The organism is Streptomyces sp. NPDC048436 (assembly GCF_043200355.1).
Lineage (GTDB): Bacteria > Actinomycetota > Actinomycetes > Streptomycetales > Streptomycetaceae > Streptomyces.
In genome coordinates, this window is sequence record NZ_JBICXP010000014.1 from 29,849 (window position 1) to 43,374 (window position 13,526).

At 69.1% G+C, this 13,526-nt stretch carries 8 protein-coding genes and 1 riboswitch; of the genes, 5 read left to right on the forward strand and 3 right to left on the reverse strand.

The genetic code is table 11. The annotated features are described in order from the left end of the window. The first annotated feature begins 9 nt into the window (after positions 1–9). Positions 10–154: riboswitch (TPP riboswitch) on the forward strand. Then, the gene (thiC, locus tag ACGFX9_RS33695; protein WP_393482037.1) at positions 147–1,955 is read left to right on the forward strand and encodes a phosphomethylpyrimidine synthase ThiC; all 1,809 of its coding nucleotides are present in this window, start codon (positions 147–149) and stop codon (positions 1,953–1,955) included. It overlaps the preceding riboswitch by 8 nt. Before the next feature lie 95 nt (positions 1,956–2,050). Here the strand turns inward: thiC and ACGFX9_RS33700 are convergent, their stop codons facing one another. The 3 genes from ACGFX9_RS33700 to ACGFX9_RS33710 form a co-directional block, all read right to left on the reverse strand. Further along, on the reverse strand, positions 2,051–2,926 hold the full coding sequence (locus ACGFX9_RS33700; protein ID WP_393482040.1) for a hypothetical protein: 876 nt from the start codon (positions 2,924–2,926) through the stop codon (positions 2,051–2,053). 182 nt (positions 2,927–3,108) lie between these two features. Next, the gene (locus ACGFX9_RS33705; RefSeq protein ID WP_393482042.1) at positions 3,109–4,194 is read right to left on the reverse strand and encodes a metallophosphoesterase; all 1,086 of its coding nucleotides are present in this window, start codon (positions 4,192–4,194) and stop codon (positions 3,109–3,111) included. Positions 4,195–4,487: 293 nt separating this feature from the next. Further along, positions 4,488–5,609 (reverse strand): LacI family DNA-binding transcriptional regulator, encoded by a 1,122-nt coding sequence (locus tag ACGFX9_RS33710; RefSeq protein WP_393482045.1) that lies wholly within the window; start codon positions 5,607–5,609, stop codon positions 4,488–4,490. A gap of 414 nt (positions 5,610–6,023) precedes the next feature. Between ACGFX9_RS33710 and hisC the strand changes: the two genes are divergently transcribed. The 4 genes from hisC (at position 6,024) to cydD (ending at position 13,497) form a co-directional block, all read left to right on the forward strand. Further along, positions 6,024–7,103, forward strand: a complete 1,080-nt coding sequence (gene hisC / locus ACGFX9_RS33715; protein WP_393482049.1) for a histidinol-phosphate transaminase — start codon at positions 6,024–6,026, stop codon at positions 7,101–7,103. 255 nt (positions 7,104–7,358) lie between these two features. Beyond that, the gene (locus ACGFX9_RS33720; protein WP_393482052.1) at positions 7,359–8,897 is read left to right on the forward strand and encodes a cytochrome ubiquinol oxidase subunit I; all 1,539 of its coding nucleotides are present in this window, start codon (positions 7,359–7,361) and stop codon (positions 8,895–8,897) included. A 14-nt stretch (positions 8,898–8,911) separates the two neighbouring features. After that, positions 8,912–9,916, forward strand: a complete 1,005-nt coding sequence (cydB, locus tag ACGFX9_RS33725; RefSeq protein WP_393482055.1) for a cytochrome d ubiquinol oxidase subunit II — start codon at positions 8,912–8,914, stop codon at positions 9,914–9,916. A 68-nt stretch (positions 9,917–9,984) separates the two neighbouring features. Then, complete coding sequence (gene cydD / locus ACGFX9_RS33730) at positions 9,985–13,497, forward strand: thiol reductant ABC exporter subunit CydD (protein WP_393482058.1); 3,513 nt, start codon at positions 9,985–9,987, stop codon at positions 13,495–13,497. Positions 13,498–13,526: the final 29 nt, after the last annotated feature.

The following is a 13,526-nucleotide window of genomic DNA, read 5'->3' on the forward strand; positions in this document are numbered from 1 at the left end:
TGGAGGCACCTTTGCAATCGCGGGAGCTCGGAGCACCGGGCTGAGAGGGCGCTGACCTCCGTACGAATCGGTATGAATCGTACGGAATTCGCTGCGTCGACCGCCGAACCTGTTACCGGGTAATGCCGGCGTAGGGAGTAGGTCTCATGACCACATCGGACACAGGCACGCCTGCCTCCAGCAGCGACGAGAACGACGGCGACGTCGAGAACACCATCGCGGCGGAGGCCGGGAAGTCCATCGGCTGGCACAAGGCGTATGTCGAGGGTTCGCGCCCCGATCTGCGGGTGCCGGTCCGCCAGGTGCACCTCACCAACGGCAAGGCCGTGACCCTGTACGACACTTCGGGGCCGTACACCGACGAGTCCATCGACACCGACGTCCGCAGGGGCCTGGCGCCCCTGCGCGAGAACTGGATCATCGCCCGCGGCGACACCGAGGAGTACACGGGCCGCCCGCCCCGTCCCGAGGACGACGGCATCAAGCACACCTCGCCGCGCGGGGGCCTGAAGAACCTCGACGCGGTCTTCCCCGGCCGCCCGCGCCAGCCGCGCAGGGGGCGCGCGGGCCAGGCGGTGACGCAACTGGCGTACGCCCGCCGCGGTGAGATCACGCCCGAGATGGAGTTCATCGGGATCCGCGAGAACCTCGACCCCGAGGTCGTGCGCGCGGAGGTCGCCGCGGGCCGCGCGGTGATCCCCGCCAACGTCAACCACCCGGAGATCGAGCCGATGATCATCGGCAAGAAGTTCCTGGTGAAGGTCAACGCCAACATCGGCAACTCCGCGGTCACCTCCTCCATCGAGGAGGAGGTGGACAAGATGACCTGGGCGACCAAGTGGGGCGCCGACACGGTCATGGACCTGTCCACCGGGCGCAATATCCACACCACCCGCGAATGGGTCCTGCGCAACTCCCCCGTCCCCATCGGCACCGTGCCGCTCTACCAGGCACTGGAGAAGGTCGACGGCCAGGCCGAGGCGCTGACCTGGGAGATCTACAAGGACACGGTCATCGAGCAGGCCGAACAGGGCGTGGACTACATGACGGTGCACGCGGGCGTGCGCCTTCCGTACGTCCCGCTGACCGCCAACCGCAAGACCGGCATCGTCTCGCGCGGCGGTTCGATCATGGCGGCCTGGTGTCTCGCGCACCACAAGGAAAGCTTCCTCTACGAGAACTTCGAGGAGCTGTGCGAGATCCTCGCGTCGTACGACGTGACGTACTCGCTCGGCGACGGTCTGCGCCCCGGCTCGATCGCGGACGCCAACGACGAGGCGCAGTTCGCCGAGTTGCGCACCCTCGGGGAACTCAACACGATCGCCAAGCGTCATCACGTACAGACCATGATCGAGGGCCCGGGACATGTCCCGATGCACAAGATCAAGGAGAACATCGACCTTCAGCAGGAGATCTGCGAGGAGGCGCCGTTCTACACGCTCGGCCCGCTGACCACGGACATCGCCCCCGCCTACGACCACATCACCTCCGGCATCGGCGCCGCGATGATCGGTTGGTGGGGCACGGCGATGCTCTGCTATGTCACGCCCAAGGAGCACCTGGGCCTGCCCAACCGGGACGACGTGAAGACCGGCGTCATCACGTACAAGATCGCGGCCCATGCGGCGGACCTCGCCAAGGGGCACCCCGGCGCGCAGGACTGGGACGACGCGCTCTCGGACGCACGCTTCGAGTTCCGCTGGGAGGACCAGTTCAATCTGGCCCTCGACCCGGTCACGGCAAGGGAGTTCCACGACGAGACCCTGCCGGCGGAGCCCGCGAAGACGGCGCATTTCTGCTCGATGTGCGGGCCGAAGTTCTGCAGCATGAAGATCTCGCACGACATCCGGCGTGAGCACGGTGGCTCGCAGGAGGAGATCGTGGCGGGCATGGAGCAGAAGTCCAAGGAGTTCGCGGCGGCCGGAAATCGCGTGTATCTGCCGATCGCCGACTGAGTAGCCGTGCTCGACTGAGTAGCCGTACCCGACCGCGCAGCCGTACGCGCCGTGCTTCGGGCGGGCATTTCGCCCGCCCGAGGCAGCGTCGCGTACTACTCCGGCTTGTGGTCGGGGCCGCCGAAGTCCGGGCTTGAGAAGTCCGGGCTCGAGTAGCTCGGGCGCGATCCCGCCGTGGAACCGCCGTCCGGGCTGCTGAAGCCGGGCCTGTTGTAGCCCAGTTGCGGCATGCGTTTGCCCGGGTCCACCGACGGCGTACGGGCCACGTGCGGCGTCCCCGGATCCGCGAGCGCCTCCCGCAGGAACGGCAGGACGCCGCGCTCCATGAGTGCCTCGCCCCAGGCTTCCCTGGCGCGAACCACCTCCTCGTTCCATTCGCCGTACGAACCGGCTTGCAGTGAGGTGGAGCCGTTGCGCAGGGCCGTCAGGAGCAGACCGACCGCCGCGACCAGGATGCCTCCCGCGGTGAGCGCGCCGAACAGCCATCCCGCGGTGAGCAGGGTGTCCGCGAAGGCGGGCTCGGGGTTGAGCATCTTCAGTATGTAGCCGACGAGCAGGAAGATCGCGGCGGCCGTCCCGGCGAGGACCGGTGCGAGCACCGCGACGACGGCGATGGCCCCCGCCCCCGAAGTCTGGGCGGTGACCTCCCCCATCGTGGTGGCGAGACCGAGGCCACCGGAGCCGGCTTCCGCCGTGCCCTCGGGGCTCCGCTCCCGGATGGATGGTGCGGCAGATCCGCTTTCGCGCAGTTCTTCGCGGACCTTCACATAGTGCGTGTACTCGGTCGTGGCGGCGGCCGTGATCAGCGCAGTGGCGTTCAGAGCCATGGTGCGCAGCTGCTCGGGATTGAGCCGCTCACCCACTGCGGCGAGATCAGGACGATTCGGTGCGGTGCGCAGCGCCTCATCGAGGATCCGCTCGTACTCGGGGCGGTCCTCATTGAGCAGGTGTGGAGCGCTGTTCATGTGCATCCCCCGATGCTCCGTAGGGCTTGGGGGCTCGCATGGGTACGAGCCGTCGGGCAGAAACGGAGGGGAGCCTGCTACGGATAAGCCGATGGTAGAGCCGTGAAGGCACGCGGTGACAGGGGGTTTCCGGAAATAGGCCCCCTGGCCAGCGTGATCCTGTAGTGGTGCGCCTGCCCGGTGAACGCTCAGTTATCCAAGGGCAGTTGGCAGACCAGCAGCTTTCCGGCCATGGTCACCCCGCCGTCCATGGCGATGGCAAGGCCGCCCGCGTAGATGTGCGGTCCCTCGATGACCGGACCGCCGCCGTCCGAGTCGTCCTCGGAGCCGACGTCGCCGAGCAGATACGGGATGGGGCTGTGGCCATGGACGACGCGGTGGCCGCCGTACATGTCGAGGAGTTCCCGTACGGCATGGGGGCCCGACTCGTCGCGGAAGGCGAAGCGCTTGGTGAACTTCCTGAAGAGGTCCCAGCACTCGTCCGCGTCGTTGCGCGTGAGGGTCTCGCGGACCGTGTCGTTCACGGCCTCGATCGAGTCGCCGTAATCCAGATAGGCGGTTGTGTCGGAGTGCATCAGCAGATGCCCGTCCTCCGACTCGATCGCGTCCAGGCGGGCCATCCACTGCAGATGGTGGTCCTCCAGGCGCTCCATGTCGGTCTTCTGGCCGCCGTTCAGGAGCCAGGCCGCCTGGAAAGTGGCCGTTCCCGCGCCCGAGTTGACCGGGGTGTCGCCGAACCGCTTCGCGCCGAGCAGGAGCAGCTCGTGGTTGCCCATCAGGGCTTTGCAGTAGCCGCCGGCGGCGGCGGCCTGCGCGGACAGGCGCATCACGAGGTCGATGACGCCGATGCCGTCGGGGCCGCGGTCGGTGAAGTCGCCGAGGAACCACAGGCGCGCGTTGCCCGCGGCCCAGTCGCCCTCGGCGTCGATGAGGCCCTGCTCCTGGAGGGCCGCGAGCAGCTCGTCCAGATAGCCGTGCACATCGCCCACGACGAACAGCGGGCCGTGCTCCTCCGCTGCCGGCGCCTGGGGAGGCTCGGGCATGGCCTGCACCTCCACTTGCACGGTGTCGCCGCGGTTGATGACGGGCAGGTCGCGCTGGGTGGGGGTGTAGCCGTCGTCCGGCGCTCCAGGGGGCACTCCGGGGCCGCCAGGACTCGCCTCGCCCCCCGGGCCCCCCTGGGCCGGACCGGTCTCATGGACGTACGCCGGTACGCGGAAGTCGCGCAACGTCGCCGTCCGCACATCGGGTCCCTGACCGGCCCCCTGAGTCATCGACCCCTCCACCACCATTGCGCCGCATCTGCACCGAGATCGGACTGCCTGGTCGCAGCGGCCCTCGGTGTCGTCCGCCCATCATAGGAATGCGGCTCGCGCTGTGTGGTGCACCAGGGGTGGTGAATCAGTGCCGGACCCCAGTTCACCGAGGTTTTCTCCCGAATTGGGTAGGGGTTTCCCCGTAGGTCACGACCGAACAGTGCCGAACCGGTACCGACCGGTGCCGAACTGGTACCGATCAGGACCGGTCGGCGCCGGTTGACGGGGGTTCTCCCCGCCGACCGGCATGCTCAACCCGGTTCGGGTGAGCGAGGTGGGCTGACCGTCGTACGCGGTGGACGTCGCTCGGACGAGGTGCGCACGATCAGCTCCGTCGGTATCACCTGCTCGATGGGACGGCCGGAATCGAGCCCTTCGATGGCGTCGATGAGCAGTTGGACGACGGCTGTGCCGATGCGCCGGGGTTTGAGCGAGAGCGTGGTGATCGGCGGTTCGGTGGTGGCGTAGACCGTCGACTCGCTGCAGCACACGAGCAGCAGGTCGTCGGGGACGCGCAGGCCGTACCGGCGGGCGGCCGCGAGGAGATCGGTGCCGTTCGGGTCGAAGAGGCCGTATACGGCGTCGGGCCGGTCGGGTCTGGCGAGCAGCCGGTCGGCCGCGACGGCTCCCGCGCAGGGGTCGTGGGCCGGGTAGGACTCGTACACCGGGTCCTGTCCGACGCGCTCGCACCAGCGCAGATAGGCGGTCGTGGACAGATGGGTGTACGTGTCCGTGGTGGTGCCGGTGAGCAGTCCGATCCGGCGGGCTCCGGCCGCCGCGAGGTGGTCGAGGATCTCCAGGACCGCCGCCTCGTGGTCGTTGTCGACCCAGGCGGTGACCGGCAGAGACCCGGCCGGGCGGCCGTCGGAGACCACCGGGAGGCCCTGGCGGACCAGTTCGCTGACTACGGGATCGTGGTCGGATGGATCGACGACGACGGTGCCGTCGAGTGCGACGTTGGACCACACGTCGACCGGGCTGCGACGGGAGGTGGCGGGCAGGATGACGAGGGCGTAGCCGCGGGCCAGCGCGGCCGAGGTCGCGGCTCTGGCCATCTCCGCGAAGTACGCGAATTCGGTGAAGGTGAAAGGTTCATCCCCGTAGGTCGTCACAGTCAGGCCGATCAAGCCCGACTTGCCGGTACGGAGGGTTCGGGCCGCCGCGGAGGGGCGATAGCCCAGCCGTTCGGCGACCTCGCGGACATGGCGTCGGGTGGCGTCCGGAAGCCGGCCCTTGCCGTTGAGTGCGTCGGAGACAGTTGTGATGGAGACACCCGCTGCGGCGGCGACGTCTCTGATGCCCGCTCGGCTCTGCCGGTTGCCCCGGCGGGCGGTCTCCGCTCGGCTCACCTGGTGGTTCCCTGCTGCTGTCATGGCGAGCCGATAGTAGGGCTCATGAGGGTGGGTAGGGCGGACGCATATTCACTCGTTGACAGGCACGTTTCTGCATGGCGGAAGCAGGTCAATTGCCTTGGATTGCAAGGGACTTGGGGGGTTCTGAGGTGGACGGTCCTTTGTCGTCGTGCACAGGCCTGCCGAATGGGCGATGTCTCGAAGAGGTCTCAACTCACCTTCACGGGTGATGCGCGCCACGGAGTGAGCCACCGGCGCGCGCCAGGAAGGGGAGCGCCCCCCTCTCCGCGCGCCTTCACAGGCGAATACCCCTGACCCATTCGCAGCGGAGGTGAATCCTCATAAGGTGAGGAGCATTGAAGTCAGCCGTTCAGGCGTTCAGCCGTTCAAGTGTTCAGATTTTCAGGTGTTCAGGTTTTCAAGAGGAGGACTGCGGTGAGCGAGACGAGCCCGAGGCTGCGTGCCGAGCTGGAGGGCATCCCCACCTATAAGCCGGGCAAGCCCGCCGCGGCCGACGGCCCGGCGGCCTACAAGCTGTCCTCGAACGAGAACCCCTACCCGCCCCTGCCGGGCGTCATGGAGAGCGTGCTCGCCGCGGCCGGAGCGTTCAACCGCTACCCGGACATGGCGTGCACCGGCCTGATGAGTGAACTCGCCGAACGCTTCGGCGTGCCGGTCTCGCACGTGGCGACGGGCACCGGCTCCGTCGGCGTCGCGCAGCAGCTGATCCAGGCCACGGCGGGCCCGGGGGACGAGGTCATCTACGCCTGGCGGTCCTTCGAGGCGTACCCGATCATCGCGCAGGTGAGCGGTGCCACGTCGGTGAAGGTGCCGCTGACGCCGGGGGATGTCCACGACCTGGACGCGATGGCCGACGCCATCACTGACCGGACGCGGCTGATCTTCGTCTGCAACCCGAACAACCCGACCGGCACGGTGGTGCGCAGGGCCGAGCTCGAACGGTTCCTCGACCGGGTGCCGAGCGATGTCCTTGTCGTACTCGATGAGGCCTATCGCGAGTTCATCCGTGATCCCGAGGTGCCCGACGGCGTCGAGCTCTACCGCGAGCGTCCGAACGTCGCCGTGCTGCGTACGTTCTCCAAGGCGTACGGTCTCGCGGGCCTCCGGGTCGGCTTCGCCATCGCCCATGAGCCGGTGGCGGCCGCGCTGCGCAAGACGGCGGTGCCCTTCGGGGTGAGCCAGCTCGCGCAGGACGCGGCGGTGGCCTCGCTGCGGGCCGAGGACGAGCTGATGGGCCGCGTCGGCTCGCTGGTCTGCGAGCGCACGCGGGTGGTCGAGGCGCTGCGGGGGCAGGGCTGGACGGTGCCCGAGACGCAGGCGAACTTCGTGTGGCTGCGGCTCGGGGAGCGTACGGGCGACCTCGCGGCGGCGTGCGAGAAGGCCGGCGTGGTCGTACGGCCGTTCGCGGGTGAGGGGATGCGGGTCACGATCGGGGAGACCGAGGCCAACGACATCTTCCTGCACACGGCGGAGGCGTTCCGCAAGGAGCTTTAGCCTTCGGCGGCTGTGGATCGGGGAGGGTCCCGGGGGTGTTCCCCCGGGACCCTCCTGGCGTTCCGCGCGTGTTCCGGCGCGCATTCCGCGCGTGTACCGCGCGGTAAGGGGACCCCCCTGGTGGTGCCGACAGCCGGTACGACATAATGCTTGTGAATGTGAACGCGTTCACAAGCGTGTCCCGGTTCCTCCGAAGATCAGAGGGATTTAAGGGGCAAACTGCCGATGCGACCGCGGCCGTAAGGAGAAGTCGACGTGGACCTGGCTCTGGCGCCTGAGACATTGGCGCGATGGCAGTTCGGCATCACCACCGTCTACCACTTCCTGTTCGTCCCTCTGACGATCTCACTGGCCGCCCTCACGGCGATCCTCGAGACGGCCTGGGTGCGCACGGGCAAGGAGCACTACCTCAGGGCGACCAAGTTCTGGGGAAAGCTGTTCCTGATCAACATCGCGATGGGTGTCGTCACCGGCATCGTCCAGGAGTTCCAGTTCGGCATGAACTGGTCCGACTACTCGCGCTTCGTCGGTGACGTCTTCGGGGCGCCGCTCGCGTTCGAGGCCCTCATCGCGTTCTTCTTCGAGTCGACCTTCATCGGCCTGTGGATCTTCGGCTGGGACAAGCTGCCGAAGAAGCTCCACTGCGCCACGATCTGGATCGTCTCCGTAGGCACCGTCCTGTCGGCGTACTTCATCATCGCCGCGAACGCCTTCATGCAGCACCCGGTCGGCTACAAGATCGTCGAGCGGGACGGCACCAAGCGCGCGGAGCTCACCGACTTCTCGAAGGTGCTCTTCCAGGAGACGACGCTGGTCAACTTCTTCCACGTCATCTCGGCGGCCATCCTGGTCGGCGGCGCCTTCATGACCGGCATCGCGATCTTCCACCTGCGCAAGAAGCGGCACATCCGCACCATGCGGATGTCGATGCGGCTCGGCTTGGTGACCGCGTTCGTCGGCACCCTGCTCACCGTGGTCAGCGCCGACACCCTCGGCAAGGTCATGTACGAGCAGCAGCCGATGAAGATGTCGGCCGCCGAAGCCCTGTGGGAGTCGGAGAAGCCGGCGCCGTTCTCGCTCTTCGCGTACGGCGATGTGTCCAAGGGACACAACGACGTCGCCATCGAGGTGCCCGGGATACTGTCCTTCCTCGCCAAGAACAACTTCAGCGCCGAGATTCCCGGGATCAACGACCTCAACAAGGAAGCGCAGGACAAGTTCGGGCCCGGCGACTACCGGCCGAACATCCCCACCGCCTACTGGTCCTACCGCTGGATGATCGGCTTCGGCGGGGTCTCGATGGCCCTGTGCACCGCCGGGCTCTGGCTCACCCGCAAGAAGTTCTGGCTCGCTCCGGAGCACCGCACGGGCGCGGACGACGTGCCGAAGCTGATGCTCACCAAGAACAAGGAGCTGACGCCCAGGCTCGGCGACTGGTGGTGGCGGCTCTCCCAGTGGACGCTGATCTTCCCGCTCATCGGCACCGCCTGGGGCTGGATCTTCACCGAGACGGGCCGACAGCCCTGGGTCGTCTACGGCGTTCTGAAGACCAGGGACGCGGTCTCGCCGGGGGTTTCGCAGGGTGAGGTGATCACCTCGCTGGTCGTGTTCACCGCGATCTACGCGATCCTCGCCGTGATCGAGGTGAAGCTGCTGCTCAAGTACATCAAGCAGGGCCCGCCCGAGCTCACCGAGGCCGACCTCAACCCGCCCACCAAGATCGGCGGCCCCGGCTCAGGATCGGATTCCGACACCGACGCCGACGCCGACCGGCCCATGGCCTTCTCGTACTGAGGGAGTTGATCGACATGGAACTTCACGACGTCTGGTTCGTGCTGATCGCCGTCCTGTGGATCGGCTACTTCTTCCTGGAGGGGTTCGACTTCGGGATCGGTGTCCTCACCAAGCTGCTCGCCCGTGACCGGACCGAGAAGCGGGTGCTGATCAACACCATCGGTCCCGTCTGGGACGGCAACGAGGTGTGGCTGCTCACGGCCGGCGGCGCGACCTTCGCGGCCTTCCCGGAGTGGTACGCGACGCTCTTCTCCGGGTTCTATCTGCCGCTCCTGGTCATCCTGCTCTGCCTGATCGTGCGGGGTGTCGCCTTCGAGTACCGGGCGAAGCGGCCCGAGGAGAAGTGGCAGCGCAACTGGGAGCAGGCGATCTTCTGGACGTCGCTGATCCCGGCGGTGATGTGGGGTGTCGCCTTCGCCAACATCACGCGGGGCGTGAAGATCGACGCCCACAAGGAGTTCGTGGGCAGCTTCGGGGATCTGCTGAACCCGTACGCGATCCTGGGCGGCCTGGTCACCCTGACGCTCTTCACCTTCCACGGCGCGGTGTTCGCCTCGCTCAAGACGGTGGGGGACATCCGGGTGCGGGCGCGGAAGCTGGCGCTCGTGCTCGGCCTGGTGACCGCTGTCCTGTCGCTCGGGTTCCTGCTCTGGACGCAGGCGGACAACGGCGACGGCAAGAGCCTGGTCGCGATGGTCGTGGCCGTCGTCGCGCTGATCGGCGCGATTGGGGCGATCAAGAGGGGCCGCGAGGGCTGGTCGTTCGCGCTGTCGGGCATCACGATCGCCGCGGCGTTCGCCATGCTCTTCCTGACGCTCTTCCCGAACGTCATGCCGTCGTCGCTGAACGAGGAGTGGAGCCTTACGGTCACCAACGCCTCGTCGAGTCCGTACACCCTGAAGATCATGACCTGGTGTGCGGGGATCGCGACTCCGGTCGTGCTGCTCTACCAGTCGTGGACCTACTGGGTGTTCCGCAAGCGGATCGGGACGCAGCACATCGCGGATGCGGCGCACTGAGTGCTTGAGTCCTTTGGCCCTGAGTTTTTCCGCAGTCTTCTTCCGGTCCCTCGGAGGGTGTGTTTCACGTGAAACCAATCGACCCGCGTCTGCTCCGGTACGCCCGTGCCACCCGGTTCTTCCTGGTCGCGGTGGTGGTCCTTGGTGTCGCCGGGGCGGGTCTTGTCGTCGGCCAGGCGATGCTCATCGCCGAGATCGTGGTGGGCGCCTTCCAGAAGGACCTCTCCCTCGGTGACCTGGGGACCCCGCTCGTCCTGCTCGCGGTGATCGCGGCGGGGCGGGCCCTGGTCTCCTGGCTGACCGAGCTCGCCGCGCACCGGGCGAGCGCGGCGGTGAAGTCGGAGCTGCGGGGGCGGCTGCTCGAGCGGGCGGGTGCGCTGGGGCCCGGGTGGTTGAGCGGGCAGCGGACCGGTTCGCTGGTCTCGCTGGCCACGCGGGGCGTGGACGCGCTCGACGACTACTTCTCGCGCTATCTGCCGCAGCTCGGGCTCGCGGTGGTGGTGCCCGTGGCGGTGCTCGCGAGGATCGTCACGGAGGACTGGGTGTCGGCGGCGATCATCGTCGTGACGCTGCCGTTGATCCCGGTCTTCATGATCCTGATCGGCATGGCGACGCAGAACCGGATGGACCGTCAGTGGCGGCTTCTCTCCCGGCTGTCGGGTCACTTCCTCGACGTGGTGGCGGGCCTGCCGACGCTGAAGGTGTTCGGGCGCGCGAAGGCGCAGGCCGAGTCGATCCGGCAGATCACCGGCGAGTACCGGCAGGCGACGATGCGGACGCTGCGCATCGCCTTCCTGTCGTCGTTCGCGCTTGAGCTGCTCGCGACGCTGTCGGTGGCGCTGGTCGCGGTGACGATCGGGATGCGGCTCGTCCATGGGGACATGGATCTGTACGTGGGGCTCGTGATTCTGATCCTCGCCCCGGAGGCGTATCTGCCGCTGCGGCAGGTCGGTGCGCAGTACCACGCGGCGGCCGAGGGGCTCTCCGCAGCCGAGGAGATCTTCGAGGTCCTGGAGACTCCGGCGCGCGCCGCCGGGACGGGGCCGGTGCCGGAGGGCGCGCTGAGCGTGGAGGGCGTGACGGTGCGGTATCCGGGGCGGGCCTCCGACGCGGTCTCCGGGGTGTCGTTCACGGTGGGGCGGGGCGAGACGGTGGCGATCGTCGGGCCGAGCGGCGTGGGCAAGTCGACGCTGCTGGACGCGGTGCTCGGGTTCGTCGAGCCTGCCGAGGGACGGGTGTGTGTCGAGGGCGTCGACCTGGCCGAGGTCTCGCCTGAGCGGTGGCGGGAGCGGATCGCCTGGGTGCCGCAGAGGCCGCATCTGTACGCCGGGTCCATCGCGGAGAACGTGCGGCTCGCGCGGCCGGACGCGGACGATATTGCCCTGCGGGACGCGTTGCGGGCGGCAGGGGCATGGGAGTTCGTCTCCGCGCTGCCGGGCGGTGTGGAGACGCTGCTCGGGGAGGACGGAGCGGGGCTGTCGGCCGGGCAGCGGCAACGGCTCGCGCTGGCCCGGGCGTTCCTGGCCGATCGGCCTGTGGTGCTGCTTGACGAGCCGACCGCGGCTCTGGACGGGGAGACCGAGGCGGGGGTCGTCGAGGCGGTACGGCGGTTGGCGGTGGGGCGGACGGTACTGCTGGTCGTCCACCGGCCGGCTCTGCTGGGCGTCGCGGATCGGGTGGTGCGGCTGGAGACGTCTGGTGCGTCTGGTGCCTCAGCTGACGCGGCCCTCCCGCGGGCGGTGCCGGACAGCAGGGCGGCGGGCGACGCGTTTTCGGGCAACCCGGAGGCGCCGGGTGCCCCGGTGGACGTGTGGGAGAGCCTCCGCCCGAAGAGGAGGGTCCTTGCCCGGGTGCGGCATGCCGCTCAAGCCCGCAAGGGCAAGCTCGCGCTCGCGCTGCTTCTGGGCAGCCTCGCCATCGGCAGCTCCGTAGGGCTGATGGCCACCTCCGGGTGGCTGATCAGCCGGGCGTCGGAGCAGCCGCCGGTGATGTACCTGATGATCGCCGTGACGGCGACCCGCGCCTTCGGCCTGGGCCGCGCCGTCTTCCGCTACGCCGAGCGCCTCGTCTCGCACGACGCCGTCCTGCGGATGCTGGCCGACACCCGCGTGGCCGTCTACCGGCGCCTGGAGCGCCTCGCCCCCGCCGGGCTCAGGAAGACCCGCCGCGGCGACCTGCTCTCCCGCCTGGTCGCCGACGTGGACGCCCTCCAGGACTACTGGCTGCGCTGGCTCCTGCCCGCGTCGGCCGCCGCAGTCGTGGGCGCCGGAGCCGTCGGCTTCACCGCCTGGCTGCTGCCCGAAGCGGGCGCGGTCCTCGCCGTCGGCCTGCTCCTCGCCGGAGTCGGCGTACCGCTGCTCTCCGGAGCCGTCGCCCGCCGAGCCGAGCGAAAGCTGGCCCCCGCGCGCGGGGTGCTCGCCACCCGCGTGGCCGATCTGCTCAGCGGCACCGCCGAGTTGACGGTCGCCGGCGCGCTGAACCGGCGCATGGCCAAGGCGAAGGAAGCCGACGCCGAGCTGACCCGGATCGCGTCCAGGACCGCCACGGCCACCGCGCTCGGCGACGGACTCGGCGCGCTCGCCTCCGGTCTCACGGTCGCCGCCGCCGCACTCGTCGGCGTACAGGCACTGCACGACGGCCGCCTCAGCGGCGTCGCCCTCGCCGTCGTGGTCCTCACCCCGCTCGCCGCCTTCGAGGCGGTCCTCGGGCTGCCGCTCGCCGTGCAGTACCGCCAGCGCGTCAGGAAGAGCGCTGAGCGCGTCTACGAGGTCCTCGACGCCCCCGAACCCGTCCCCGAGCCCGCCGCCCCCGCACAGCGCCCGCAGACGCCCTTCCCGCTCCGTGTCGAGGGCCTGCACGCCCGGTACGAAGGACAGGACCGGGACGCGCTCGCGGGCGTCGGCCTGACCCTGGAGCGCGGACGGCGCATCGCGGTGGTCGGACCATCGGGCTCCGGCAAGACGACGCTCGCCCAGGTGCTGCTGCGGTTCCTGGGGACGAGCGAAGGAACGTACACCTTGGGCGGTACGGACGCGGCCACGCTGGACGGCGACACGGTGCGCGAACTCGTCGGGCTCTGCGCCCAGGACGCGCACATCTTCGACAGCTCCGTCCGCGAGAACCTCCTCCTCGCGCGGAAGGGCGCCAGTGACGACGAACTGCGCGGCGCCCTCGCGCGGGCCCGGCTCCAGGAGTGGACCGACTCGCTGCCCGCCGGGCTCGACACCCTCGTCGGCGAGCACGGGGCACGGCTCTCCGGAGGGCAGCGGCAGCGCATCGCCCTGGCCCGCGCGCTGCTCGCCGACTTCCCCGTCCTCGTCCTCGACGAGCCTGCCGAACACCTGGACCTGCCGACCGCCGACGCCCTCACCGACGACCTCCTTGCCGCAACCGAGGGGCGTACGACGCTGCTCATCACGCACCGGCTCGCCGGGCTCGACGCGGTGGACGAGGTGATCGTCCTGGACGCGGGGCAGGTGGTACAGCGCGGTGCGTACGCGGACCTGGTGGCGGTGGAAGGACCGCTGCGGCGCATGCTGGAACGGGAGCGGGCGGCGGACCTGCTGGTGGCGGCGGGTTGAGTCTGTGGGGGGGGCCTGGCCCCAGGCTC